We start from the raw sequence: 24,695 nt of genomic DNA, 5'->3' as shown, positions 1-24,695 counted from the left end.
CATGTGCCGTGTCGACCAAGGTCGACACCTACCGGGCCGTTGCTGTGTCGACCAAGGTCGACACCCACCGGGCAGTCGCCAACCTGGGTTGGCGCCCTTGCCGCCTCACCCCGCGCTGCCGCCCAGTGCCTTGAACAGGGTGACGTCGTTGTTCAGCTGGCCCTGGCGTACGCGCGCCAGCGACAGCTCGGCATCACGCCGGGTCTGCTGGGCCTCCAGCCAGGTGCGCAGGTCGGTGGCACCTACGCGGTAGCGCACTTCCTGCGCGCGCTCCACTTCCACTGCTTCGTCGTACGACGCCTGCGAGGCCGCCACCTGGCGCGCCAGCTGCTCGCGTGCCGACAGCGCGTTGTCCACTTCCGACAGCGCGGTGTACAGCGTCCTGCGGAAATTGGTCGCGGCGATCTGATAGCTGGTGCCGGCGATGTCGGTATCCAGCTGTGCGCGCTGCAGGTTGAGGAACGGCAGCGACAGGCCGGCGCCCAGCGTGGCCACCGGGTTGCGCAGCACGTCACCCAGCGACGTTGCACTGGAGCCGAGGCTGCCGGTCAGGCTCAGCGCCGGGTAGTACTGGGTAGCGGTCACCTTGATGGTCTTCAGGCTGTTGCGCAGGCGAAGTTCGGCCGCGCGCAGGTCGGGACGGCGGCCGAGCAGCTCGGCCGGCAGGCCTTCGTTGATCCCGGGGCTGCGTGCGCCCAGCAGGTCCTGCGGTTCGTCCTGCTGCGGCCAGGGCGTGCCGTCCAGCAGCACGGTCAATGCATTGCGCACCTCCACCCGCTGCTGTTCCAGCGCGCTCTGCGAGGAACGCTGCGACTGCAGGTTCTGCAGCGCCTGGCGCACTTCCAGGCGCGATACCGCACCAGCGTCGAAGCGGGCCTGCACCAGGTCGCGGGTGCGCTCCAGCCGCTCCAGGTTGGCCTGGCCGGTGGCGATGGACTGGTTGAGATAGGCCAGGTTCCAGTACTGGGTGATGGTGTCGCCGATCACCAGCAGCGCGGTGTTCTGCCGGTCTTCCTCGCTGGCCTCGGCTTCCCAGCGGGCGATGTCGCGCTGGGTGCGCAGACGGCCCCACAGATCGACCTCCCAGCCCAGCGAGACGCCGGTGGAATAGCTGCGGCGCCAGTCGTCGGCCTGATCGGTGGCGCGGCTGGCATTGCCGCTGACGCCGGACGACGAAGGCTGCGGCCACAGCGCATTGCTGGCCAGGCCGGCCTGCAGGCGCGACCGCTGCACGGCCAGGCCAGCGGCGGCCAGATCGCTGTTGGCGGCCAGCGCCTGCGCCACCAGGCGGTTCAGTCGTTCATCGCCGAAGCCCGTCCACCAGCTGTCCTGGCGGATGTCGCGGCCCGGTGTATCCAGGCTGCTGCGCGGGTCGTCGGCCGGTGCGTTGAGGGTGGCATCGCCACGGCCGTAGCTGGCCGCCACATCGGGGGCCTGCACCGGGTAGCGGCCCACCGAGGCACAGCCTGAGAGGGCAAGCAGAACAGCGCCCACCAGCAGCAGGCGCGAGGGAGCAGGGAAGGGCAGTCGGGTCATCATCTTCATTCGCGGGCCAGGGCCTCCACCGGGTCCAGCTGCGCGGCGTTGCGCGCGGGCAGGAAGCCGAATGCCACGCCGATCAGGGTCGAGCAGGCGAACGCGGCAACGATCGAGGCGGTGGAGAACAGCACCTGGAAGTCACTGGCGAAGCGGCCGATCATCGAGCCCAGCAGCAGGGCCAGGCCGATGCCAAGCAGACCACCGAGCAGGCACACCAGCACCGCTTCGATCAGGAACTGCTGGCGGATGTCACTCTGCCGTGCCCCCACCGCCATGCGCACGCCGATTTCGCGGGTACGCTCGGTGACCGAGACCAGCATGATGTTCATCACGCCGATGCCGCCGACCAGCAGCGCGATGGCGGCGATGGCGCCGATCAGCAGGGTCATCGTGCGCGTGGTCTGCTCGATGGTCTGGCGGATCTCGGCGCTGTTGCTGAGGAAGAAGTCCTCGGTGCCGTGGCGCAGGGTCAGCAGGCGGGTGATCGCTTCCTGCGCCGCATCCATCGGCGTGTCGTCGTCCACGCGCACGGTGATGCTGGAAACGTGGCTCTGGCCGAGCATGCGCGACATCACCGTGGTGTAGGGCACCCACACGCTGAGGCTGGTGCTGCCACCAAAGCCGAAGCTCTGGCGCTTGGCCACACCGACTACGCGTGCCGGTACGTTGCCGAGCAGGATCACCTGGCCGACCGGATCGACATCGGGGAAGAACTGGGTCTGGGTGTTCTCGTCGATCACCGCCACCTGGCCGAGGCCCTTCACCGCGTCGGTATCGAAGAAGCTGCCGCTGAGCAGGGTCACGCCCTTGACCCGGAAGAACTGCTCGCCGACGCCACTGACCTGGGCGGTGGAGGACTGGTTGCGGTAACGCGCGGTGACCGAGGTCGACACGCTGGGCGTGGCGCTGTCCACGTAGCTCTGCTTTGCCAGTGCATCGGCATCGCTGGCCTTGAGCGTCTGTACCCGCGCCGAGCGCATGTCACCGAAACCACGGCCGGGATAGACGTCGATGGTGTTGGTGCCGAGCGCGCTGATGTTCTGCAGGATCTGCTGCTGCGAGCCATTGCCCAGCGCCACCACCGAGACCACCGAGGCGATGCCGATGATGATGCCGAGCATGGTCAGGAAGGTGCGCAGCCGATGTGCGTTCATCGCCAGCAGGGCCATGCGGAACGCTTCGGTGAAGCGGTCACGGGCCGCGCGCCAGCTGTTGCCGCGGGCCACGCCGGTGCTGGCCTCGCGCTGCGCGCGGTAGGTCGGTGCGTTCGGATTGGTGCGGTCGGCGATGATCTCGCCATCGCGGATTTCGATGATGCGCTGCGCGTGTTCGGCCACGCTCATGTCGTGGGTGACGATGATGATGGTGTGGCCTTCGGCGTGCAGCTCGCCGAGGATCGCCATCACTTCCTCGCCGGATTTCGTGTCGAGCGCGCCGGTCGGTTCGTCGGCCAGGATCACCTCGCCGCCGTTCATCAGCGCACGTGCGATCGACACGCGCTGCTGCTGGCCACCGGACAGCTGGCCCGGCTTGTGGTGCATGCGGTCGCCCAGGCCCAGCCGCTGCAGCAGCTGCTCGGCACGCGCGTTGCGCACCGGGCCGGGGCTGCCGGCATACACCGCCGGTACCTCCACGTTGCCGCGCGCATCCAGGTCGCCCAGCAGGTGGTAGCGCTGGAAGATGAAGCCGAAATGCTCGCGGCGCAGTTCGGCCAGTTCATCCGGCGCCATCCTGCCGGTTTCGCGGCCGGCCACCTGGTAGCTGCCGCGGGTAGGGCGATCGAGGCAGCCGAGGATGTTCATCAGCGTCGACTTGCCCGAGCCGGACTGGCCGACGATGGCCACCATCTCACCGGCGTGGATATCCAGGTTGACGTCGCGCAGGACGGCGATCACATCATCGCCAGCCGGGAATTCGCGTCGCAGGTCGCGCAGGCGCAGCAGCGGCGCCTTCGTGCTCATCGGCGCGGACCCATGCCCGGGCCGCCGACCCGCATCTGCATGCCGCCGCGGTTGCCGCCGCCGGCGCTGGCACCGGCCGCACCGGCTTCGCCCACCACCACGCGTTCGCCTTCCTTCAGCCCGGACAGGATTTCGGCCGAGGCGCCGTTGTTGATGCCCACGGTGACCTTGCGCGGTTGCGGCTGGCCCTTGTCGTCCAGCACCCTCACCATGCGCTCGTCGCCGCGGCGCTTCGGTCCCAGTGCCACCGCCGGCACCATCAGCACGTCCTTGGCCTGCTTCAGCAGTACCGAGACCTGCGCGGTCATGTCGATGCGCAGGGTGCCGTCCGGGTTTTCCACGTCGAACAGCGCGTTGTAGTAGACCGCGCTGCTGGAACTGGAGCTTGACGAACTGCTGGAGCTGGACGAATTCTCGTTGGCGATCGAGGCCGGCGCCGGATTGATCTGGCGCAGCGTGGCGTGGTACTTGCGGTCGGGGTCACCCAGGGTGGTGAAGTACACCGGCATGCCCGCCTTGATCTTGACCACGTCGGCCTCGGAGATCTCGGCGTTGACCGTGACCACGTCCAGCCGCGCCAGCATCACGATGGTGGGCGCGGTCTGGTTGGCGTTCACGGTGCGGCCTTCCTCGGCCACCACCGCCACCACGGTGCCATCCATCGGCGCGGTGATGCGGGTGTAGGCCAGGTTGGCGCGGGCGGTGCCCAGCTCGGTCTGGCGGCCCTTGATCTGCGCCTCGTAGGACTGCAGCTGGGCGCGGGCAGTTTTCAGCTGTGCTTCGGCGGCATCGTATTCCTGGCGCGAGGTGGCCTCGGCCGCCAGCATCTGCTGCTGGCGTGCGAACTCCAGTTCGGCCTGGCGCAGGGTGGCCTGCTGCACGGCGCGCTGGGCGGTGACCTGGTCCAGCGAAGCCTGCGCGTTGAGCACTTGGTTCTGCTGGGTGGTGGCATCGATCTCGGCGATCAGGTCGCCTTCCTTCACGGTATCGCCCAGCTGTACCTTCAGCGACTTGATCTGGCCCGAGGCCTGCGCGCCGACGCTGACCAGCTTGTAGGCGTCGATCACGCCGGTGGCTTCCACGGTCTGCTCGATGTCGCCGCGGCTGACCGGCGTGGTCGCCACCGCCGGGGCGGCGGGTTTGCGCAGCAGCCACCAGGCGGCGACGGCCACGATGAGGGCGAGCAGGGCGATCAGTATCAGGCGACCACGGCGGGTCGCGGGCAACAGGCGGAACGTCACGTCGTGGCTTCACTCTCGGGGCCGCGGCGGCGGCGTTGGTGGGCATTGTGAAGACCGGGCGACAGGCGGCTCAATCCTCGGGGTATGTCTCTATGTAACACTGTCGGTGAATACGCGTAACCACAGGTATCCCGCTCATGGCTGGATACACTGGTACGCATTGCCCCGGATGCGGTTCAGCTGCCGACACGGGATGATCGCGACATGGAGACTGAAAACACGATGCATCGACTGCTGATCGTCGACGACGACAACGACATCCGCACCCTGCTGGCCGAGCAGCTCGGCCGTGCCGGCTACCAGGTGAGCACGGCCGCAGACGGCACCGCCATGCGCCAGCTGCTGGACCGCGAGCACGTGGACCTGATCGTGCTCGACCTCAACCTGCCGCGCGAGGATGGCCTGACCCTGTGCCGCGACCTGCGGGCGCGCTCGAACACCCCGGTGATCATGCTGACCGCGCGCGCCGAGCCGATCGACCGCGTGCTCGGCCTGGAAATGGGCGCCGACGACTACCTGGCCAAGCCGTTCGAACCGCGCGAGCTGCTGGCGCGCATCCGCAACGTGCTGCGCCGGACCGAGGCGCTGCCGGCCAACCTGGAGCCGCTGGCGGTGCGCCGTGCGCGTTTCTCGCGCTGGGTGTTCGACCTGGAGCATCGCCACCTGGTCGATCCGGACGACCGCGTGGTGGTGCTGTCCGGTGCCGAGTTCCGCCTGCTGCGCGTGTTCATCGCCCATGCCAACAAGGTGCTGTCGCGCGAACAGCTGGTCGCGCTCAGCAGCGGCCGCAACTACGAGGCGCAGGATCGCGCGATCGACCTGCAGGTCAGCCGCCTGCGCAACAAGCTGGGCGATGACGGTGGGCCGGATGGCTTGATCAAGACCGTGCGCAACGAAGGCTACGTGCTGGCCTCCTCGGTGAACCTGGAATAAGCCGTCATGAAGCGCCTGCGCCATTTCCTGTCCTCGATGGTCGGGCGGTTGTTCGTCATCCTGCTGTTGGGCATGAGCGTGGCTGCGATCGGCGCGACCATGCTGGCCACCTCCAAACGCCAGCAGGAGTTCGAGCGGCAGAACCTGAACCGCATCGCCGACCGCCTGCAGGGCTACGTCAACCTGCTCGATGGCAATCCCGAACTGCGCGAGCGACTGCTTGAGATCGGTGGGCCCAGCGTGCGTGCGCTGCAGCCCGGCGCGCGCCTGGGGCGGGCGGATACCGCACTGATGGAAGTCCTGGATGACCGGCCCGGCCCGGTGTCGCGCGCGCATGTGCACTTCACCTCGTTCCGTTCCTGCATTCCCAAGCTGCAGGATCTGCTGCCGCCACCGCCGCCGGGGCACCGACGGCATCCGCGTGAGCGCGATCCGGCCTTCATTCCGCCCAAGTGCCGCGCGGTCGATGTGACGCTCAACGACGGTACGCTGCTGAAGCTGGCGCTGGATTCGCCAGCAGTGGCCCACAACGGCATTCTGGCCGTGGACCCGTGGTTCCTGACCCTGCTGGTGCTGGCCATCGCGGTGCTGGCCTACATCGTCGCGCGCATGGCCAGTGCGCCGCTGCAGGAGCTGGCGGCAGCCGCGGAGGATCTCGGCGACGATCTGCAGCGCGATCCACTGCCGTTGCGCGGGCCGCGCGAGGTGCAGCGCGCCGCCGAGGCCTTCAATGCCATGCAGCACCGCCTGCAGCGGCACCTGGCCGAACGCACGCAGATGCTGGCGGCGATCACCCATGACCTGCAGACCCCGTTGACCCGCCTGCGCCTGCGCCTGGAGAACGTCAGCGACGAGGTGCTGCGCGAGCGCCTGATCGGCGATCTGGCGGCGATGCAGGCACTGGTGCGCGAAGGCCTGGAGCTGGCCCGGAGCGCCGAGAGCGCCGAGCAGCGCGCCGCGCTGGATCTGGATTCGCTGCTGGAAAGCATCGTGGAAGACGCCGCAGAGGGTGGCGCCGACGTGGTCTTCGAGGGCGGCACCGGTGCGGTGCTGATGTTGCGCCCGCTGGCCATGCACCGGCTGTTCTCCAACCTGGTGGATAACGCCGTGATGTATGCCCACCGCGTGCGCGTGCGGGTGGAACGCAGCGGCGGCACGATCACGGCGATGGTGTCCGACGATGGCCCGGGCCTGGCGGAAGACCAGCTGGAGGCCGTGTTCGACCCGTTCGTGCGGGTGGAAACCTCGCGTTCGCGCGAAACCGGCGGCGCCGGGCTGGGCCTGACCATCGCGCGCGCCCTGGCCGAGAAGGATGGCGCGCGGCTGTGGCTGCGCAACCGTGCCGAGGGCGGTCTGGAGGCGGTGGTGCAGTGGCCGGCCAGTGCGCAGGTGGTGCCGCCTGGCCGGCCCGGCTGAGCCCCTCCGGACGCACGCGATGACGCCGGGGCCAGGGTTTGGCCTATCATCTGCGCATCTCCCCAGTTTCTCCCCGATGAGTCAGCCCGTTCCTGACGGCACGCCGTTCCGCGTTGCCCGGTCGTTCCCGCTTGCTGTCATGCCCTGCAGCCGCTACCGGCCACTGCCGCCGAGCTGATGGGCAGGTCAGGGGACAACGGGTGCTGGGTGGAGCGCCGCGTTTCGAAGGCCAGGCAGGCACTGCAGCGCGGTCTGCTGTGGCTGTTGCTGGTGCTGGCGCTGCCGCTGGCCGCGCAGGAGGGCGCGCCGCCGCTGCGCGACTACGCCATCGACGTGTGGACCTCGCGCAATGGCCTGCCGCACAACTCCCTGCGCGATATCGCGCAGACCCCCGAGGGGCACCTGTGGTTTGCCACCTGGGAAGGCCTGGTCCGCTACAACGGCCTGGATTTCACCGTGTTCGACCGCAGCACCCGCCCGGGGCTGCGCGACAACGGCATCGGCGCACTGCTGGTCGATCGGCAGGGAGGGCTGTGGATCAGTGATTCGCGCGGTAACGTCAGCCATCGTGGCAACGACGGCCAGTGGCGGGTCTGGGAGCATCAGGCCGACACCCCGCAGGTGCTGATCCAGTCCATGCAGATGGACAGCCAAGGGCGCCTGTGGCTGCTGTACGAAGGCAAGGGCATCGGCTATCTCACGCCGGACAAGGGCATCGTCTACCAGGCGCCGGCGGCCGACCTGCCGATGGCGATGAGCTTCACCAAGCTGGTGGTCGATGCGCAGGACCGGGTCTGGGTTGGCACGCTTGACGGGCTGGTGCTGCGCGACAACGACGGCGTGCTCAAGCGCGCGCCCGCGGCGTGGGGCCTGGGTGCCGGCACCGGCCTGTCCTGGCCGTACCGGGCTCCTGATGGCGCGCTGTGGATCGTCGCTGGCGAGCGCCTGTACCGCGTGGAGGACGATCAGCTGGTGCTGGTGCACCGGCTGCCGGGACAGCTGCACATGACCTCGATGCTGCAGGACCGGCACGGCGACCTGTGGCTGGGAACCGAGAACCAGGGCCTGCTGCGGATCTCGGCGCATGGCCTGGAACGATTGCCGGCCGGCCTGAACCTGCCGGGCGGGCGCGTGGTCAGCCTGCGCGAGGATGCCGAAGGCAGCATCTGGGTGGGGGCCAACGGTGGCCTGTATCGCCTGCGCGAAACACTGTTCAGCAGCTACACCGAGCGCGATGGCCTGAGTGGCGACTATGTGCGCACGGTGCTGGAGGACCGCGACCGCCAGTTGTGGGTCGGTAGTGCCAGTGGTCTCGATCTGCAGACACCCGATGGCCGCTTCCGCGCGGTTCCGCTGCACAACCGCGGCGGCAAGGCGCCATCGGTATTGAGTCTGGCGCAGGGGCCGGACGGCGACCTGTGGGTCGGTACGTTCGGCGATGGCGTTTACCGGCTGGGCCGCGATGGCAGTCTCCGCCACAACTATGCGGCGGCCGACGGCATGCCGGGTGGCAACATCCGCGCGATCAGTGTCGACCCGCGGGGCAGGGTCTGGGCGGGTACGCAGAAGGGCGTGGTACGCATCGACAGCGACCGGGTGCAGGTGCCGAATGCCCCGGGCATGCCCGGTGGCCTCATCACCGCACTTGAGCATGACCACCAGGGCAACCTGTGGATCGGCACCATCGAGGGCATCCGCGTGCTGCGTGGCGACCACGTGCAGTCGATCGACCTGGCACCGATGGGCGGGGGGCGCAGCGTGTTCGGCTTCCATCAGCTGGGCGATGCGATGTGGGTCAGCAGCGACCGCGGCCTGTACCGCTGGCGCGACGGAAAGCTGGCACGCGTCGGCCTGGAGCAGGGCATGCCGGTGGATGCGGTTTTCCAGCTGGTGCCGGATCGTCTTGGCAACGTGTGGATCAGCAGCAACCGTGGCGTGCTGCGCACCGACATGGCGACCCTCAATGCCGTGGCCGATGGCCGCGCACCACGAGTGGTGGTGGAGCGCTACAACGAGATCGACGGCATGGCCAACGCGCAGGCCAACGGCAGCTCCGGGCCATCGGCCATCCTGCGCCAGGACGGCACCTTCTGGGTGGTCACCGCCGGAGGCCTGAGCACCGTCGACCCGCAACGCCTGCAGCGCTTCCGCGAGCGTCCATCACCGCCGGCAGCGATCGAGAGCGTGCAGGTGGATGGCGCACCCGTGCATTGGGAGGGCCCGGATCGCAACTACATTCCCGGCGGCCGACGTCTGGCGGTGAGCTATGTGGGCCTGAGTTACCTGATGTCGGACCGGATCCGCTATCGCACGCGGCTGGATGGCCTGGACACCGGCTGGGTTGAGCGCGGCCCGCAGCGCAGCGTCGAGTTCGTCGGCCTGCCTCCGGGTGACTACACCCTGCACGTGTCGGCGGCGCATCCAGGCGGGGCCTGGGGCCAGCAGGAAGCCGTGTGGAGCTTCACGGTGGAGCCGTTCTGGTGGCAGCGCCGCAGCGTGCAGCTGCTGGGCGGGTTGTTGCTGCTGGCTGGGCTGGTGGTGCTGTACCGCCTGCTGCTGCAGCAGCTGAAGGCCAGCAACCTGCGCCTGGCACGGCGCGTGGACGAGGCAACCTTCAACCTGCAGGCCAAGACCGTCCACCTGCAGGCGCTGAACCAGGAAAAGACCGAGCTGGCCGAGCGCCTTGCACGGCAGGCCGAGGCCTTTGAACGGCAGGCGCGCGAGGATGCGCTGACCGCGCTGGCCAATCGCCGTGCCTTCGATGAAACGCTGGCGCGCGACTTCGCCCGTTCACAGCGCAGCGGCCACCCGCTGTGCCTGGTGGTGCTGGACATCGACCACTTCAAGGACGTCAACGATCGCCACAGCCACAGCATCGGCGATGCGGTGCTGGTGCAGGTGGCCAGGCTGATCGCCGCGGCCTGCCGCGATTCGGACCTGCCCGCGCGGACCGGTGGCGAGGAGTTCGCGCTGCTGCTCAACGACACCCGCCTGGAAGAAGCCGCGCAGCTGTGCGCGCGTCTGCGCGGCCTGTTCCATGACCACCCCGACTGGGCCGGTGTAGCGGACCTGCGCGTGACCTTCAGCGCAGGCCTGGTGGAACTGGATGCCGATGACCGCACCCCGGCGCTGCTGTACCAGCGCGCCGACCGCGCGCTGTACCGCGCCAAGAGCGACGGCCGCGATCGTACGAGTATTGGTTGATCGCATCCACGCATGGCGTGGATCTACTGGTGTTGTCGTACCAACCGGCGGTGCCGACCAACGGTCGGCACCCACCAGAGAAGTGCGGCTAAGCCCCCAGGGACGGGTTCACGGCGTCCCCCGCGAACCCACCTTGTCCGGCCCGACCGCTGATTTGCTTCACGCCACGAGGGGCTCCGCCGTTGGACGCTTCACCGCGGCCAGGCGTTGGCGATGGTGCAGAACAATCGTGCGGTCTGTTCGGTGTCATACACCGCGCTGTGTGCTTCGTTCGCATCCCAGCCCAACCCGGCGGCCGTGGCTGCACGCGCCAGCACCGTCTGCCCGTAGGCGATGCCGGCCAGGGTGACGGTGTCGAACACGCTGAACGGATGGAACGGATTGCGCTTGTGGCCGGTCCGGGCCACGGCGGCGTTGACGAAGCCCAGGTCGAAATGGGCGTTGTGGCCGACCAGGATCGCGCGCTGGCAGCCGTACTTCTTCATCGCCGCGCGTACCGGGGTGAAGATGTGGTCCAGTGCGGCCTTCTCTTCCTTGGCCAGCCGGAACGGGTGGTCGAGGATGATGCCGGTCACTTCCAGCGACTTCGGGTCGATCTCCAGGCCCTCGGCCGGCACCACATGGGCACTGGCGGTCTGGCCGGGGTAGAGCAGGCCGTTCTCGTCCATCTCGATCGGCACCGCGGCGATTTCCAGCAGGGCGTTGCGCTGGCTGTCGAAGCCGCCGGTTTCCACGTCCACCACCACCGGCAGGAAGCCGCGGAAGCGTTGTGACATCGCGCGCTGCGCCTGGGGGATTGCGGAATCGGGGGCGGCGGCAGGTGCGGGGGTGGGGTCAGTCATGCGTGGATTCTAGCAGAGCGACCCTGAGCGCCCGGCCAGCCTGTGGCGCACGGGTTCCCTGCGCAGGAGCGTGTCGACCAAGGTCGACACCCACCGGTGCACCGCGCGCCCAGGATTCCGGTAGGTGCCAACCTGGGTTGGCACGGTGCGCCGACCAGGGTCGCCATTTACCGGACTGCGGGCCGTGCCGTCGTGCCCGATGGCTGCCACCGTGCCAACCACGCATCCACGCTCAGCCTGCCGGCGCCGCTGAAAATCAACGGCAGCAGCATCGCCATGAACAGCACCGGCAGCTTGAAGTTGCCGAAGCCCTGGTCAGTGATCGCATAGCCCATCGCGAGGTCACCCAGCGAGTCCCATTGCATCGGCCAGTGCACGGCGTAGGTGGCCACCACGGTCAATATCAGCAGGCTGGCGGCGGCGAAACGCGTACCGAAACCCAGCAGCAGGCAGGCCGCGCCGACCAGTTCGAACCAGGTCGCCAGCTGCCAGTTCAGCGTGCTCGGCAGCTGATCGAACGGGAACGGAAAGGCATCCTGCAGGTCGGCGAACCAGTTCTGGCCGTGCAGTTTCTCGCGGCCCGATTCGAAGTATTCCCAGGCCAGCAGCAGGCGCAGGCCGAGCGGGGCCAACCAGGGGGCGAGACGGTCCAGCTGGCCACGCGCGGTGGCCAGGGTCGGAAGGTTCATCAGGGGGTCTCCGCGAATGAGGTGTGTCAGGGAGGGGCTGTGATCGGGCCGATCACGCCGGCCTGCAGGAACTGCCGCAGCAGCGCGGCACCGGGTCCGGCCAGCGCATCCTCGGCCAGGCCGTGCGCAGCGGCCAGACGCTGCAGGTAGGCCTGTCCATCAAGGCCGGGCTGTTCGCCGATGCTGGACAGCAGGAACACCGCCAGAGGGCTGAGCGCGGCGAATCGCACCTCGCCGTCGGCATCGCGGCGCACCAGAAGGCCAGTCGGCTCGGCCGGCGGCTCGGTCGGTGCGTCCTCGGCACCGAGCCGGTGCACCGGCCACTGATACAGCAGCGGCCATGCCAACGGCGAGCGCTGCAGCGGCACCCGCAGCGGGTCGGTGTCGTCCTGCGCCGGCAGCGGTTCGGCATCCAGCTGGTACAGCGCGGTTTCCACCCACTCGTAGTGGGCCAGTTCGGCCAACGCCGGATGCGGCAGCTGTGGCTGCGCCTGCAGCCACTGCACGAATTCGGCGGCCAGTTCGGTGAACAGCGGTGTCTGGCAGCGATGGGTCGCGAAGTAATGGCGCACCAGTCCGCTCCAGGCCGGCTCGCCGAGCAGGCGCACGCAGACCGGGAAGCCGTTGCTCAACAGGCCGAGCAGGTTGTTGAACAGCAGTCGTTGGTATACCGCGACCCGGCGTGATTCCAGCCCGGCCGGTGGCGGCACGCCCTGTGGATCACGCAGATGGGCAGTGAATGCGTGCTGCTGCGCGCGCAGCGTGTCGGGAGCATCAGCCATGTGCGCCCCCGGCGTGCGTCGCCTGCAGGCGCCGGATGGTCTGCAGCTCGCCCTGCAGTTCGGCGTAGGGCGGGAAGTTGAAATCGCGCTCAAGCAGGGTGGGGCGCGGGCCGATGCGCGCATAGGTGCGTGCCAGCAGCGCCCAGACCGGGTCGATCACCGCACTGCCATGGGTATCGATCTTCAGGTCCGGTGCCTCGTCCAGGTGCCCGGCCACGTGCAGGCAGACGATGCGATCTGCGGGCAGCCCGGCAATGAAGGTGTCGGCGTCGTAGCTGTGGTTGCAGGCGTTGACGTAGACGTTGTTGACGTCCAGCAGCAGGTCGCAGTCGGCCTCGGCGAGCACGGCGTTGGTGAAGGCCAGCTCGTCCATCGCCGGCTCCGGCGCCACGTAGTAGGACACGTTCTCCACTGCGATGCGGCGACCCAGCAGGTCCTGCACACGGGCGATGCGTGCGGCGGTATGGCGCACCGCTTCGTCGGTAAATGGAATCGGCAGCAGGTCGTACAGGTGGCCGTCGTCGCTGCAGTAGCTCAGGTGCTCGCTGTACAGCGGCACGCGGTGCTTTTCCAGGAACTGGCCGACCTGTTCCAGCAGTCGGGTATCCAGCGGCGCACTGCCGCCCAGCGACAGGGACAGGCCGTGGCAGCTGAGCGGATGGCGCTGTGCCAGCTCGGCCAGTGCATCCCCGGCAGGACCACCGACATGGATCCAGTTCTCCGGCGCGCATTCGAGGAAATCGAAGTCGCCCGCCGGTGCATCGCGCAGCTCCTGCAGCAGCGCCCTGCGCAGCCCCAACCCGGCGGCCGCCGCACGAAGCGGCGACCGCGGGCTGACGACGCTGGCGCGGACGTCAGTGCTTGCCACCGCACTTGCCTTCGCCACACTTGCCTTCAGCCGCCTTCTTGTCGCCGGACGTGGCCTTGGCGCCTGCCGCAGCGCCGGCAGCCTTGCCCTTGTCGGCGCCGCACTTGCCTTCGGCGGTCTTGCCGTCGGCGCCACACTTGCCTTCGGCATGCTTGGTCGCGTCAGCGGCCATCTTGGTGTCGGCGGCCTTGGCGTCGGTACTGGCCTTGGCTGCCTGTCCGGCAACCAGGTAGCCCTGGGCGAGGTCGCTCATGCTCAGGGCCGAGGCACTGGCGGTCATGCCCAGGCCGGCGGCCAGGGCGGTAGCAGTCAGCAGGGACAGGGTCTTGTTGGAACTGCTCATCGGTCGTGCTCCTGGGTGGTGTGGGCGGGTGCCCGGATGGCCGGCAGGGATGCCGGTGGAATCGATGGTGCAGCGATCCTACTCAACGAATCCTCGCCAAGACCTCAAATTTTCGTGAGGTTTGTTACAGAAGCATCCGGAAGGTTCGCACCGGGCAAGCCCGGCGCCCACAACGCGGGTGGAACACCCCAAAAAAGAAGGCCGCTGTCACCAGGACAGCGGCCACCTTGGAGTCAACTCCGGTGTTGCAGTGCAGCGTCAGGGCTGGCCGGTGCTGGAGGTCTCGTCGCGCTTCTCGCGCGGCGGCAGCGGCTGCTCCCCGTGCACCAGGAACCACACGTTCTCGGCGATGTTGGTGGCGTGGTCGCCCACGCGCTCCAGGTTCTTGGCCATGAACAGCAGGTGCGTGCACGGGGTGATGTTGCGCGGGTCTTCCATCATGTAGGTCAGCAGCTCGCGGAACAGCGCGGTGTACTGCGCGTCCAGGCGGGCGTCGTCCTCGCGCAGTTCCAGTGCGGCGTCGGCGTCGTTGTCGCGGTAGGCGGCAATGGCACGACGGACCTGCTGCGCGGCCAGGCGGCCCAGCGCACGCAGGCCCTGGATCTGCGGCAGCGGCGGCACCTTGCCCAGCGCGATCGAACGCTTGGCCACGTTCGCTGCATAGTCGCCGATGCGTTCGATGTCGGCCGGGATGCGCAGGCCGGCGAGGATCTCGCGCAGGTCGCGCGCCATCGGGCCGCGCAGGGCCAGGCGCATCACGTCATGGCTGATCTGCTGCTCCAGCGCATCAATGGCTTCGTCGTTGGCGATGATGCGATGGGCGGCGTTCTCGTCGCGCTTCTCGATCACGTCCATCGACGCTTCGAGCTGGGCGACGGCCATCTCGCCCATGCGCACGATCTCGGCCACCAGGCGCTGCTGCTCTTCGTCGTAGCTCTTGACGATGTGGTCGTTGGGAAGGTTCATGGTCTGCAATCCGGGTAGAGCCAGGCCGTGCCTGGCTGGGACATGTGGCGAAGGATCAGCGTCGATCAGCCGAAGCGACCGGTGATGTAGTCCTCGGTCTGCCGCTGCGACGGCTGCGAGAAGATCACTTCGGTGCGGTCGTGCTCGATCAGGTCGCCCAGGTACATGAAGGCGGTGTAGTCGGAAACGCGCGCGGCCTGCTGCATGTTGTGGGTGACGATGACGATGGTGTACTCGTGCTTGAGTTCTTCCACCAACTGCTCGATGCGGCTGGTCGAGATCGGATCCAGCGCCGAGGTCGGCTCGTCCAGCAGCAGCACCGACGGGCGCAGCGCCACGGCACGGGCGATGCACAGGCGCTGCTGCTGGCCACCGGACAGGCCCAGCGCGCTCTGCCCCAGCTTGTCCTTCACTTCGTCCCACAGTGCGCCCTGGCGCAGTGCCTGCTCGACGCGGTCGGCCATGTCGGCCTTGCTCAGTTTCTCGTGGTGGCGGATGCCGTAGGCCACGTTCTCGAAGATGGTCATCGGGAACGGCACCGGCTTCTGGAACACCATGCCGACCTTGCTGCGCAGGCGGTTCATCGGGTACTTCGGCGACAGGATGTTCTCGCCGTCCAGCAGCACTTCACCGCGCGCTTCCAGCTTCGGGTACAGCGCGTAGATGCGGTTGAAGATGCGCAGCAGGGTCGACTTGCCGCAACCGGAGGGACCGATCAGCGCGGTCACGCGCTTTTCCGGAATCTCCAGGTTGATGCCCTTCAGGGCGTGGAACTTGTCGTAGTAGAAGTCCAGTCCACGTGCAGCCAGCTTCACCGGCGACGGCGTGTGCAGGCTCTCGTGCGAGGACGGCACGGCGATGCGCTGCATCGGCACGGCGTTGGAAAGGTCGTTCATGGCGTTGTCCACGGAAAGGTCAGTCATGGGAGATACGGTTGCGCAGCAGGATGCCGCGGGCGGCAAGGCTGACCAGCAACACGAAGACAGTCAGCACCAGGGCACCGGCCCAGGCCAGCACCTGCCAGGATTCATACGGGCTGCCGGCGAACTGGTTCATCACCACCGGCACCGAGGCCATCGGCTGGAAGATGTTGTTGTTCCAGTACTGGTTGCCGAAAGCGGTGAACAGCAGCGGAGCGGTCTCGCCGGAGATGCGGGCCAGCGCCAGCAGGATGCCGGTGATGATGCCGGCCGACGCGCTGCGGTACAGCACCTGCACGATCACCTTCCACTGCGGGATGCCCAGCGACAGGGCCGCTTCGCGCATCTGCGAGGGCACCAGCCGCAGCATCTCGTCGGTGGTGCGCACCACCACCGGCAGCACGATGAAGGCCAGCGACAGGGCACCGGCGAACGCCGAGAAGTTGCCGCCGGTCTGCATCACGTACAGGGTGTAGACGAACAGGCCCAGCACGATCGACGGTGCCGACAGCAGGATGTCATTGACGAAGCGGACCACGGTGCCGGCCTTGCGGGCGTTGCCGTACTCGGCCAGCCAGGTACCGGCCAGCACGCCCAGCGGCGTGCCGATGCCGATCGCCAGCGCACACATCACGGCACTGCCGAAGAAGGCGTTGGCGAGGCCACCGTCCTGCATCGGCGGCGGCGTCATCTTGGTGAACAGGTCCCAGTTGATGCCGGCCAGGCCTTTCGAGGCCAGGGTGAACAGGATCCAGCCCAGGAAGAACAGGCCGAACAGCGCGGTGGCGCAGGAGGCGGTGATCGCAACGACGTTGCCGATGCGGCGGCGCAGGTACAACGAATCAGCGGTGGTGGACATCAGTTGCCCTCCTTGCGGGACAGGCGCATCAGCATCAGGCGGGCGATGGCCAGCACCACGAAGGTGACGATGAAGAGGACGAAGCCGAGCAGCAGCAGGGCCGAACGGTAGGTTTCAGTGGCTTCGCCGAAATCGTTGGCGATCAGCGCGGCGATGGTGGTGCCCGGCTCCAGCAGCGACGGCGACAGGCGCACGCTGTTGCCGATCACGAAGGCCACCGCCATCGTCTCGCCCAGGGCGCGGCCGAGGCCGAGGAAGATGCCGCCGATCACTGCCGAGCGGGTGTAGGGCAGGACGATGTCCCAGCTCACTTCCCACTTGGTGGAGCCCAGCGCGTACGCCGACTCCTTCAGGCGGGTCGGCACGGTCAGGAACACTTCGCGCATCACCGAGGAGATGAACGGAATGACCATGATGGCCAGCACGAAACCGGCGGTGAGCATGCCGATGCCGAGCGGCGGGCCCTGGAACATCGGGCCGATGATCGGCCATTCGCCCAGGGTCTCGTTGAGGAACGGGGTGACGTACTCGGTCATCACCGGCACCAGCACGAACAGGCCCCACATGCCGTAGATGATCGAGGGAATGCCGGCCAGCAGTTCGATGGCGGTACCGACCGGGCCACGCAGCCAGCGCGGCGCGACTTCGGTGAGGAAGAAGGCGATGCCGAAGCTGACCGGCACGGCGATGACCATCGCGATGACGGCGGTGACCAGGGTGCCGTAGATCGGGGCGAGCGCACCGAACTTGTTTTCGACCGGATTCCAGTCGGCGGAGAAGAAGAAGCTCAGGCCCTGCATCTGCAGGGCATGGCGGCCGCCCCACAGCATCGACAGCGCGGCGCAGGCCAGGGCGATCAGGACGAAGATGACGGTGCCGACCAGCACCCATCGGAACAGTTTGTCGTTGCGGGCATCACGCGCATCACGCGTGGACGGGGCGGCTACAGGCTGGGCGATGGCATTCATGGGGACGGCAGGGCCAGGAAGGGGCGGGGCGGCACGGCGTGGAAGAAGCGGTGCCCGCGTGGGGCGGGCACCGTCGTGTCCATCACTTCAGGACGGTCGCCCAGTAGGCCTCGATCTGCTTGACCAGTTCGGCCGGCAGCGGCACGTAGTGCAGCTCGTTGGCCTGCGCCTGGCCGTTCTCGAAGGCCCACTTGAAGAAGGCCAGGGTGTCCTGGTTGCGCTCGGCGTCCTTCGGCTTCTTCTGCATCAGCATGAAGTTGGTGGCGGTGATCGGCCACGCCTGCTCGCCCGGAGCGTTGGTGATGACCAGGTTGAAGTCCTTGGCGCTGGCCCAGTCGGCGCTGGCGGCCGCGGCGGCGAAGGTTTCCGCGCTCGGCTCGACCCAGTTGCCGGCCGCGTTCTGCATGGCGGTGTACGGCATGCCGTTCTGCAGCGCGTAAGCCAGTTCGACGTAGCCGATCGAGCCCTTGATCTGCTTCACGTAGGAAGCGACGCCTTCATTGCCCTTGCCACCGACGCCGTCCGGCCACTGCACCGAGGTGCCTTCGCCGACCTTGCTCTTCCACTCCGGGCTGACCTTGGACAGGTAGTTGGAGAAGTTGAAGGTGGTGCCCGAACCGTCCGAACGGTGGACCAGGGTGATCTTGCCGTCCGGCAGCTTCACGCCCGGGTTGGCGGCGACGATGGCCGGGTCGTTCCAGGTCTTGACCTTGCCCAGGAAGATGTCGGCCAGCAGGGCGCCGCTCAGGCGCAGCTTGCCGGCTTCCAGGCCTTCGATGTTGACCACCGGCACCACGCCGCCGATGGCGGACGGGAACTGCGCCAGGCCGGCCTGGGCCAGCTCTTCGCTGCTCAGCGGCTTGTCGGAGGAACCGAAGTCGACGGTGCCGGCCTTGATCTGGGCAATACCGCCGCCGGAGCCGATCGACTGGTAGTTGATCTTGGCGCCGGTGCTGGTGTTGTAGTCAGCCGACCACTTGGAGACCAGCGGGAAGATGAAGGACGCGCCTGCGCCGGACACTTCGGCGGTCACCTTGGCACCGGCAGCGGCCGGGGCGGCGGCGCCGTCGGCAGCCGGCTGCTGCGCGGCCTGCTTGTCGCCACCGCAGGCCGACAGGCCCAGGGCGATGGCCAGGGAAAGGGCGGCGAGGCCGGCCGAGTGCAGTTTCATGGTCACTCCATAGCGGGGAAGAGCCGACGTGGTCGGCGGATGCGGCTATGAAATGATGTTTTTGTTACAGCCGTATTACGACCATGACAGGGGTGTCCTGGATCACGTTCTGACAAGGGTTTCACAGGATTGGCGCCGATCCAGCAGGTGCCCGGAAACCCCCGATCTGCGCACCGATATGACGGTCGGTTGGCCCTTGTAGAGTTGAGCCATGCTCGACTGCTCCCTGTTCTCGGTAGGTGCGGACCGTTGGTCCGCACGCTCCAGCCCCCAGCCGAGCGTGGGCTCGGCTCTACACGCGCTCCTGCCTTTGCTCCTGCCTTCCATGACCCCACCGACTCCCCCATGGATCAGCGCAGGCGCAACGCTCTTCACGACCAATCCCCCAAAAACAAGAAGAGCGCGAGATCTCGAGGATCTCGCGCCCGGGTGGGAGCGGCGGGGGAGAGAGGACCCGCCGCCCCCGTTCCTGCGGGGGAACGCGCTTGCTTACTTCAGGTTCTGCGACCAGTAGGTCTCGATCTGGCGGACCAGGCTGTCCGGCAGCGGCACGTAGTCCAGCTGGCGGGCCTGGGCGTCGCCATTCTTGTAGACCCAGCGGAAGAACTCCTGGGTCGCCTTGCCATTGGCAGCATTCTTCGGCGTCTTCTGCACCAGGATGAAGTTGGTGGCGGTGATCGGCCAGGACTCGGCGCCCGGCGCGTTGGTCATCACCAGGTAGAAGTCGCGGGCGTTGGCCCAGTCGGCGCTGGCGGCAGCGGCTGCGAACGAGGTGTCGCTCGGCTGCACGAACTTGCCGGCGGCATTCTTCATCGCGGTGTAGGAGAGCTTGTTCTGCAGCGCGTAGGACAGTTCGACATAGCCGATGCCGCCCTTGATCTGCTTCACATAGGCGGCAACACCTTCGTTGCCCTTGCCGCCGATGCCGGCGGGCCACTGCACCGAGGTGCCTTCACCGACCGAGCTCTTCCACTCCGGGCTGACCTTGGACAGGTAATTGACGAAGTTGAAGGTGGTGCCCGAGCCGTCCGAACGATGCACGACGGTGACCTTGGCGTTGGGCAGGGTCACGCCCGGGTTCAGCGCGGCGATGGCCGGGTCGTTCCAGGTCTTGATCTTGCCCAGGAAGATGTTGGCCAGCACCGCGCCGTCCAGCTTCAGCGCGCCCGGCGCGATGCCGGCCACGTTGACCACCGGCACCACGCCGCCGATCACCGACGGGAACTGCGCCAGGCCCGCAGCAGCCAGGTCTTCCGGCTTCAGCGGCGCGTCGGAGGAGCCGAAATCAACGGTCTTGGCCTTGATCTGGGCAATGCCGCCGCCGGAACCGATGGACTGGTAGTTGACCTTGTTGCCGGTTGCGGTGCTGTAGTCGGCCGACCACTTGGACATGACCGGGTAGATGAACGATGCGCCCGCGCCGGTGATATCGGCGGCGTTGGCGGCGAACACGGACGATGCGGCCAGGATGGCGACAGCGGCGCGCGACTTGAAGGCGTGGATCACGGGGAGACTCCTGGGGTGGTGGTCGAAGGGCGGTTGCCCGACGTTTCGGTGCACATTCCATAACGGTTGCGTGACACCCCCGCGTCTGTCATATGACGCGGGCGTGACACGCGTCATTAGCGATGTCACGTCCGCTGCGCCGGCAGGGCAGCGCGGCTGCCGATGCAACGACGAAGGCACGGCCGGGGCCGTGCCTTCGCGGGTCAACGCAGGGGGCTGGACTTACCAGAAGAACTGCGCGCGGGCTTCCAGGATGTTGGGATCGTCGTTGACGAAACCGCGCGCCGTGGAGCTGTACTTCTTGCTGTCGACCATCACGTAGTTGAGCATCAGCTTGAAGTTGGAACGCAGGTACCAGTTGGCGCCCACGGTCCAGATGTCCATCTTGCCACCCAGCACGCCATCGACGATCGGCGGGCGACCGGCAACCGGGTTGGCGGCGAGGTTGCCGTCATTGAGGTCCATGTGGTCGTAGCGCACGCCCAGCTGCCACTGGCCGCCGGCCGGGTTGTTCGGCAGGCCGGTGCCCGGGGTGCCGCCCTTGTAGCTCCAGGTCTCGCCGGTGACGTTCCACACGCCGCTGATGTAATAGCCGTCGCTGGTGTAGTTGTCGTGGTCGTAGCGCTTGGCCTTGCTGGTGTAGTACTCGGCCTGGGCCTTGAATGGGCCCTGGAAGTACATCGCTTCGGCACCGATGGTGCTGACGCGGTCGGTGTCGGTCAGGTTGCCGCTGTCGACCAGGCGGGCCGTGGCGAGGTCGGCATTCGGACGTGCACGCACGCGCAGGGTGTCGGCGTCGGTGTCGTAGTTGACGTAGCTCAGTCCGAAGTGCAGGACCTGGCCCTTTTCATTGATCGGGGCCCAGGTGCCACGCGCGCCGTAGCCGCTGCCGTGGGCCAGGTTGCGGGTCAGCTCGCGGCCGAAGGCGCTGGCAGTCACCGACCAGTTGTCCTGGCCGTAGCTGTACGCGCCGCCCAGGCGGCGGGCGATGGCATAGGTGTTGGTGACCGCTGCCTTGGAAATGAAATCGTTGTTCTTGGTGCTGGACAGTTCTTCCAGGCTGTTGGGCTGCTTGAACTGGCCCAGCTGCAGGAAGTGGTTGGCGTTGCCCAGCAGCTTGTACTTCACGTTGGTGTCGAGGAACTTGTCGGCCTTGGCGTCATAGCCGACCACCCACTCCACGTTGCCCGGGCCCTTGCCCTTCAGCACGAGCTCGGCGCGACGCAGTTCGAATTCGCTGTTCTTGCCGTTGCCGGCGTCGCCACCGTTGAGGTCGACCACATCGTTGTGGAACCAGTTGCCATCGGCCTGGACCAGGCCTTCGAAGGTGATTTCCGAACCGCCGATCACGTCGATGGCGACTTCGGCGTGTGCAGCCGGCACATACAGCGCAGCAGCCACGGCCACCGTCAGGAGTTGGTGATGCAGTTTCATGGAGAGGAGCCTTGCAGGCAGGTGGGAAGATGCGCGCAGGCTAGAAGGTAAAGATTGCGTAAATGTGACAGTTCACGCGCGGCAGACATCCACCGCAGGCCCCGTCACGGCAGGGCCTGCCATTGAACCCGCTTGCGTATGACGCCCGGATTGCGCCTTGGTTGCAGTCGATCCACGCCCTGCATGGATGCGGCCGTCACTCGGCCGGGGTCTTGTCCTTGAACCGGCACAGATCGGCGATCACGCATCCCGGGCAATCCGGCTTGCGCGCCTTGCACACATAACGTCCGTGCAGGATCAGCCAGTGATGCGCGTCGAGCAGGAATTCGGCGGGGATCACCTTCACCAGCTTGTCTTCCACTTCGCGCACATTCTTTCCCGGGGCCAGGCCGGTGCGGTTGGAGACGCGGAAGATATGCGTGTCCACCGCCATCACCGGCTCGCCGAACGCGGTGTTGAGCACCACGTTGGCGGTCTTGCGGCCCACGCCCGGCAGTGCTTCCAGCGCATCGCGATCGCGCGGCACTTCACCGCCATGCTTTTCCAGCAGGATCGCGCAGGTGGCGATCACCTTCTTCGCCTTGGCGTTGAACAGGCCGATGGTGGCGATGTACTGCTTCAGTCCTTCTTCGCCAAGCGCGAGGATCTTCGCCGGCGTGTTGGCCACCGGGAACAGGCGGCGCGTGGCCTTGTTGACGCCGACGTCGGTGGCCTGCGCCGACAGCGCCACCGCCACCAGCAGCTCGAACGGCGAGCTGTACTCCAGTTCGGTCTTCGGGTGCGGGTTGAGTTCGCGCAGGCGCGTGAACATCTCCACCACGTCGGCGCGCGGCATCGTGCCGCCACGCCGCGCCGGGGCGCGTGCGGTCTTCTTCGTGGTGGCCATTACTGCTCCTTGCCGCTGGCGCGGGCCTTGGCCCGGGCGAGGATGGCGGCCGCTGCGGCGGGCAGGGCGGGTTTCACGTCCGGCGCCGGGGCGGGCGTGCGCCGCGCGTCGCGTTCGGCTTCGCGGCGGGCCAGTCGCACCGCACGCGCGCGGTAGCGTTCGCGTGCCGCCCAGGCGGCCTGAAGCTGCTGCTGGGCCTGCTGCAACCGCTGCGGGAGTTCCGGGTGGCCGGGCAGCAACTGCGCGTCGTCGGCGCGGGCGACATAGTCCATCAGCCCGGCCTGCAGGGCGCCATCGAGATCGTCTGCCTGGACCCGGGCAAACAGCTGCGCGGGGTTGGGTCGGGATGCCATGGCGTCAGCGGTTCTGGAAGGCTGGCGGGCGGCGCTGCAGGAAGGCGCTGGTTCCCTCGCGCATGTCCTCGGTGGCGAACAGCAGGCCGAACTGTGCGCCTTCGTATTCCAGCCCGGCTTCCAGGCTGCATTCGCCGCCCACGTGCACCGCATCGAGCAGGCCGCGCAGGGCCAGCGGCGCCGAGCGTGCCAGCTGCCGGGCGATGTCCTGCACGCGGTTGTCCAGCGCGTCGGCCGGTACCACCTCGTTGACGATCCCCAGTTCCAGCGCACGTGCGGCATTGATCGGTGCACCCAGCAGGCATAGCTCCAGGGTGGCGGCGCGGCCGCACAGGCGCAGCAGGCGCTGGCTGCCGCCGAAGCCGGGAATCAGCCCGAGATTGATTTCCGGTTGGCCGACTTTGGCGGTATCGGCGGCAATGCGCAGGTGGCAGGCCATGGCCAGTTCCAGGCCGCCGCCCAGGGCAAAACCGTTGACGCGGGCGATGACCGGTTTGGGCATGCGCTCGATCTGGCGCATCAGGGCCTGGCCCAGCAGCGAGAAATCACGTCCCTGAACCGCGCTGAGTGTGTTCATCTCGGCGATGTCAGCGCCAGCCACGAACGCCTTCGGGCCGGCACCGGTCAGCACCACCACGCGGATCTCCGGGTCTGCGGCGGCGGCGCTGAAGGCCTCGGCCAGGGCCTGCAGGGTCGCGGCGTTCAGGGCGTTGAGCTTGTCCGGGCGCTGGACGGTCACGGTGCGGATGGCGCCGTCGTCGGTGACAGCGATCAAGGCATCGGCCACGGGGAAACTCCTGGAACGTTAAAAAAAAGTGATATTGAACTCCGCGAACGCAGACGGGTCATAGCCTGCATCGTGAGTAGCGGTTACACGTTGCGCCCGTTATCCTAACCCGTCGCCTCAGGGCGGCGCAGAACGTCCCTGAGTTACCACCCCTGGAGAACTGTTTGATGAAGTTGCGTTCTATCGCGGTCGCCGTCGCGGCCCTGGCCCTGACGGGCAATGCCTTCGCCCAGGACGTCTCGTCCGAAAAGGGCAAGCTGAGCTACTACTTCGGTTACGACTACGGCAACAACCTGGCGGAGCTGACCGGTCGTGGTGAGCAGCTGGACATCAACTCGGTGGTGAAGGGCCTGCAGGATGCCTACGCCAAGAAGCAGCCGGCGATCACCGCCGAGCAGCTGAAGCCGGCCGTTGAAGCGTTCCAGAAGCGCGAGCAGGGCCGTGCCCAGGCTGCCAAGGCCGAGTACGAGAAGGCTGCTGCCGAAAACAAGACCAAGAGCGATCAGTTCATCGCGGCGAACAAGGCCAAGGCCGGCGTGCAGTCGCTGCCGAGCGGCGTCCAGTACCGCGTGATCGAAGCCGGCAAGGGTGCCAAGCCGACCCAGGCCAGCACCGTGCAGCTGGAAGTGGCCGGTCCGTTCCCGTACGGCCAGCGCCCGACCGAAGCCCGCCCGGCCCAGCAGATCCCGTCGATCAAGGTCAGCGAAGTCGAAATGAAGGCCATGCGCGAGACCCTGCTGCAGATGCCGGCCGGCTCGAAGTGGGAAGTCACCCTGCCGCCGGACCAGGCCTACGGTGCGGACCCGCGCACCCCGTTCCCGCCGAACGTGGCTGTGCAGTTCGAGATCAAGCTGGTCAGCGTCAAGTAAATCGAAGCAGTAAACCAAACGCGCCGGTGATCCCACCGGCGCGTTTTTGTTTGCGCAGTGCCTGACGGTAGAGTCGACTGTCAGTCGACTGCTCTTGGGTCACATCGGGGAAACGCCCGCGCTGCGCGCGCGAGTCGACTGACAGTCGACTCTACCGT

At 67.4% G+C, this 24,695-nt stretch carries 22 protein-coding genes; 4 read left to right on the top strand and 18 right to left on the bottom strand.

Annotated elements, in window-relative coordinates; translation table 11 throughout:
* Nucleotides 1–105 precede the first annotated feature (105 nt).
* From AC5P9L_RS02550 to AC5P9L_RS02540, 3 genes are read right to left on the bottom strand one after another with little or no spacing between them, the layout of a single operon-like run.
* Nucleotides 106–1,545: an efflux transporter outer membrane subunit gene (locus AC5P9L_RS02550; protein ID WP_044569740.1), complete on the bottom strand. Its 1,440-nt coding sequence runs from the start codon at nt 1,543–1,545 to the stop codon at nt 106–108.
* The gene (locus tag AC5P9L_RS02545) at nt 1,542–3,500 is read right to left on the bottom strand and encodes a MacB family efflux pump subunit (protein ID WP_005412764.1); all 1,959 of its coding nucleotides are present in this window, start codon (nt 3,498–3,500) and stop codon (nt 1,542–1,544) included. Before AC5P9L_RS02545 ends, AC5P9L_RS02550 begins: the two co-directional genes overlap by 4 nt.
* Nucleotides 3,497–4,741, bottom strand: coding sequence for an efflux RND transporter periplasmic adaptor subunit (locus AC5P9L_RS02540; RefSeq protein WP_005408778.1), 1,245 nt, complete (start codon nt 4,739–4,741; stop codon nt 3,497–3,499). The genes AC5P9L_RS02545 and AC5P9L_RS02540 overlap by 4 nt, the downstream gene beginning before the upstream one ends.
* A 204-nt stretch (nt 4,742–4,945) precedes the next feature.
* Between AC5P9L_RS02540 and AC5P9L_RS02535 the strand changes: the two genes are divergently transcribed.
* The 3 genes from AC5P9L_RS02535 to AC5P9L_RS02525 all read left to right on the top strand — a co-directional run bounded on the left by AC5P9L_RS02535 (nt 4,946) and on the right by AC5P9L_RS02525 (nt 10,294).
* A complete protein-coding gene (locus AC5P9L_RS02535; RefSeq protein ID WP_005408779.1) occupies nt 4,946–5,674 on the top strand; it encodes a response regulator in 729 nt (242 codons plus the stop codon).
* A gap of 6 nt (nt 5,675–5,680) precedes the next feature.
* The gene (locus AC5P9L_RS02530; protein ID WP_005408780.1) at nt 5,681–7,090 is read left to right on the top strand and encodes an ATP-binding protein; all 1,410 of its coding nucleotides are present in this window, start codon (nt 5,681–5,683) and stop codon (nt 7,088–7,090) included.
* 177 nt (nt 7,091–7,267) lie between these two features.
* Nucleotides 7,268–10,294 (top strand): two-component regulator propeller domain-containing protein, encoded by a 3,027-nt coding sequence (locus tag AC5P9L_RS02525; protein ID WP_495230535.1) that lies wholly within the window; start codon nt 7,268–7,270, stop codon nt 10,292–10,294.
* 191 nt (nt 10,295–10,485) lie between these two features.
* Here the strand turns inward: AC5P9L_RS02525 and rnt are convergent, their stop codons facing one another.
* The 15 genes from rnt to AC5P9L_RS02450 all read right to left on the bottom strand — a co-directional run bounded on the left by rnt (nt 10,486) and on the right by AC5P9L_RS02450 (nt 23,668).
* Nucleotides 10,486–11,136: a ribonuclease T gene (rnt, locus tag AC5P9L_RS02520; RefSeq protein ID WP_414486620.1), complete on the bottom strand. Its 651-nt coding sequence runs from the start codon at nt 11,134–11,136 to the stop codon at nt 10,486–10,488.
* 167 nt (nt 11,137–11,303) lie between these two features.
* On the bottom strand, nt 11,304–11,825 hold the full coding sequence (locus tag AC5P9L_RS02515; protein ID WP_043034883.1) for an HvfX family Cu-binding RiPP maturation protein: 522 nt from the start codon (nt 11,823–11,825) through the stop codon (nt 11,304–11,306).
* 26 nt (nt 11,826–11,851) lie between these two features.
* The gene (locus AC5P9L_RS02510; RefSeq protein ID WP_279915920.1) at nt 11,852–12,607 is read right to left on the bottom strand and encodes an HvfC family RiPP maturation protein; all 756 of its coding nucleotides are present in this window, start codon (nt 12,605–12,607) and stop codon (nt 11,852–11,854) included.
* The gene (locus AC5P9L_RS02505) at nt 12,600–13,475 is read right to left on the bottom strand and encodes an HvfB family MNIO-type RiPP peptide maturase (protein WP_060380739.1); all 876 of its coding nucleotides are present in this window, start codon (nt 13,473–13,475) and stop codon (nt 12,600–12,602) included. Before AC5P9L_RS02505 ends, AC5P9L_RS02510 begins: the two co-directional genes overlap by 8 nt.
* Nucleotides 13,462–13,818, bottom strand: a complete 357-nt coding sequence (locus tag AC5P9L_RS02500; RefSeq protein WP_005408786.1) for an HvfA family oxazolone/thioamide-modified RiPP metallophore — start codon at nt 13,816–13,818, stop codon at nt 13,462–13,464. Before AC5P9L_RS02500 ends, AC5P9L_RS02505 begins: the two co-directional genes overlap by 14 nt.
* Before the next feature lie 258 nt (nt 13,819–14,076).
* Nucleotides 14,077–14,784, bottom strand: coding sequence for a phosphate signaling complex protein PhoU (gene phoU / locus AC5P9L_RS02495; RefSeq protein WP_005408787.1), 708 nt, complete (start codon nt 14,782–14,784; stop codon nt 14,077–14,079).
* A 65-nt stretch (nt 14,785–14,849) separates the two neighbouring features.
* The gene (gene pstB / locus AC5P9L_RS02490) at nt 14,850–15,680 is read right to left on the bottom strand and encodes a phosphate ABC transporter ATP-binding protein PstB (protein WP_005408788.1); all 831 of its coding nucleotides are present in this window, start codon (nt 15,678–15,680) and stop codon (nt 14,850–14,852) included.
* Between the two features lie 19 nt (nt 15,681–15,699).
* Complete coding sequence (pstA, locus tag AC5P9L_RS02485; RefSeq protein ID WP_005408789.1) at nt 15,700–16,563, bottom strand: phosphate ABC transporter permease PstA; 864 nt, start codon at nt 16,561–16,563, stop codon at nt 15,700–15,702.
* On the bottom strand, nt 16,563–17,531 hold the full coding sequence (pstC, locus tag AC5P9L_RS02480) for a phosphate ABC transporter permease subunit PstC (protein WP_005412771.1): 969 nt from the start codon (nt 17,529–17,531) through the stop codon (nt 16,563–16,565). Before pstC ends, pstA begins: the two co-directional genes overlap by 1 nt.
* Nucleotides 17,532–17,613: 82 nt before the next feature.
* Nucleotides 17,614–18,702: a phosphate ABC transporter substrate-binding protein PstS gene (gene pstS, locus AC5P9L_RS02475; RefSeq protein WP_111193295.1), complete on the bottom strand. Its 1,089-nt coding sequence runs from the start codon at nt 18,700–18,702 to the stop codon at nt 17,614–17,616.
* A gap of 489 nt (nt 18,703–19,191) precedes the next feature.
* Nucleotides 19,192–20,208, bottom strand: coding sequence for a phosphate ABC transporter substrate-binding protein PstS (gene pstS, locus AC5P9L_RS02470; protein ID WP_005408792.1), 1,017 nt, complete (start codon nt 20,206–20,208; stop codon nt 19,192–19,194).
* 222 nt (nt 20,209–20,430) lie between these two features.
* Nucleotides 20,431–21,642, bottom strand: coding sequence for an OprO/OprP family phosphate-selective porin (locus tag AC5P9L_RS02465; RefSeq protein WP_005408793.1), 1,212 nt, complete (start codon nt 21,640–21,642; stop codon nt 20,431–20,433).
* 196 nt (nt 21,643–21,838) lie between these two features.
* Nucleotides 21,839–22,528 carry an endonuclease III gene (nth, locus tag AC5P9L_RS02460; RefSeq protein WP_227415183.1) on the bottom strand — a complete coding sequence of 230 codons (690 nt, stop codon included), beginning with the start codon at nt 22,526–22,528 and terminating at the stop codon, nt 21,839–21,841.
* Nucleotides 22,528–22,881, bottom strand: a complete 354-nt coding sequence (locus AC5P9L_RS02455; protein WP_005408795.1) for a hypothetical protein — start codon at nt 22,879–22,881, stop codon at nt 22,528–22,530. Before AC5P9L_RS02455 ends, nth begins: the two co-directional genes overlap by 1 nt.
* A gap of 4 nt (nt 22,882–22,885) precedes the next feature.
* Nucleotides 22,886–23,668 carry an enoyl-CoA hydratase/isomerase family protein gene (locus AC5P9L_RS02450; RefSeq protein WP_227415184.1) on the bottom strand — a complete coding sequence of 261 codons (783 nt, stop codon included), beginning with the start codon at nt 23,666–23,668 and terminating at the stop codon, nt 22,886–22,888.
* A gap of 167 nt (nt 23,669–23,835) precedes the next feature.
* Here AC5P9L_RS02450 and AC5P9L_RS02445 point away from each other — a divergent pair, with 167 nt between their 5' ends.
* Entirely contained in the window at nt 23,836–24,537 is a 702-nt protein-coding gene (locus tag AC5P9L_RS02445; RefSeq protein ID WP_005408797.1) for an FKBP-type peptidyl-prolyl cis-trans isomerase, read from the top strand.
* Nucleotides 24,538–24,695 lie beyond the last annotated feature (158 nt).

Source organism: Stenotrophomonas sp. YJH_SMC_64, from assembly GCF_059371375.1.
This window is presented reverse-complemented; position numbering and strand designations above follow the sequence as displayed.

What these genes read in the sequence shown, in the direction of transcription:
- AC5P9L_RS02515 (WP_043034883.1), bottom strand. Translation starts at nt 11,825, where the DNA reads ATGAACCTTCCGACCCTGGCCACCGCGCGTGGCCAGCTGGACCGTCTC.
- AC5P9L_RS02500 (WP_005408786.1), bottom strand. Translation starts at nt 13,818, where the DNA reads ATGAGCAGTTCCAACAAGACCCTGTCCCTGCTGACTGCTACCGCCCTG.
- pstA (WP_005408789.1), bottom strand. Translation starts at nt 16,563, where the DNA reads ATGTCCACCACCGCTGATTCGTTGTACCTGCGCCGCCGCATCGGCAAC.
- AC5P9L_RS02525 (WP_495230535.1), top strand. Translation starts at nt 7,268, where the DNA reads ATGGGCAGGTCAGGGGACAACGGGTGCTGGGTGGAGCGCCGCGTTTCG.
- nth (WP_227415183.1), bottom strand. Translation starts at nt 22,528, where the DNA reads ATGGCCACCACGAAGAAGACCGCACGCGCCCCGGCGCGGCGTGGCGGC.
- AC5P9L_RS02455 (WP_005408795.1), bottom strand. Translation starts at nt 22,881, where the DNA reads ATGGCATCCCGACCCAACCCCGCGCAGCTGTTTGCCCGGGTCCAGGCA.
- pstC (WP_005412771.1), bottom strand. Translation starts at nt 17,531, where the DNA reads ATGAATGCCATCGCCCAGCCTGTAGCCGCCCCGTCCACGCGTGATGCG.
- AC5P9L_RS02550 (WP_044569740.1), bottom strand. Translation starts at nt 1,545, where the DNA reads ATGAAGATGATGACCCGACTGCCCTTCCCTGCTCCCTCGCGCCTGCTG.
- AC5P9L_RS02545 (WP_005412764.1), bottom strand. Translation starts at nt 3,500, where the DNA reads ATGAGCACGAAGGCGCCGCTGCTGCGCCTGCGCGACCTGCGACGCGAA.
- AC5P9L_RS02535 (WP_005408779.1), top strand. Translation starts at nt 4,946, where the DNA reads ATGGAGACTGAAAACACGATGCATCGACTGCTGATCGTCGACGACGAC.
- AC5P9L_RS02465 (WP_005408793.1), bottom strand. Translation starts at nt 21,642, where the DNA reads ATGAAACTGCATCACCAACTCCTGACGGTGGCCGTGGCTGCTGCGCTG.
- AC5P9L_RS02445 (WP_005408797.1), top strand. Translation starts at nt 23,836, where the DNA reads ATGAAGTTGCGTTCTATCGCGGTCGCCGTCGCGGCCCTGGCCCTGACG.
- phoU (WP_005408787.1), bottom strand. Translation starts at nt 14,784, where the DNA reads ATGAACCTTCCCAACGACCACATCGTCAAGAGCTACGACGAAGAGCAG.
- pstB (WP_005408788.1), bottom strand. Translation starts at nt 15,680, where the DNA reads ATGAACGACCTTTCCAACGCCGTGCCGATGCAGCGCATCGCCGTGCCG.
- rnt (WP_414486620.1), bottom strand. Translation starts at nt 11,136, where the DNA reads ATGACTGACCCCACCCCCGCACCTGCCGCCGCCCCCGATTCCGCAATC.
- AC5P9L_RS02530 (WP_005408780.1), top strand. Translation starts at nt 5,681, where the DNA reads ATGAAGCGCCTGCGCCATTTCCTGTCCTCGATGGTCGGGCGGTTGTTC.
- AC5P9L_RS02510 (WP_279915920.1), bottom strand. Translation starts at nt 12,607, where the DNA reads ATGGCTGATGCTCCCGACACGCTGCGCGCGCAGCAGCACGCATTCACT.
- pstS (WP_111193295.1), bottom strand. Translation starts at nt 18,702, where the DNA reads ATGAAACTGCACTCGGCCGGCCTCGCCGCCCTTTCCCTGGCCATCGCC.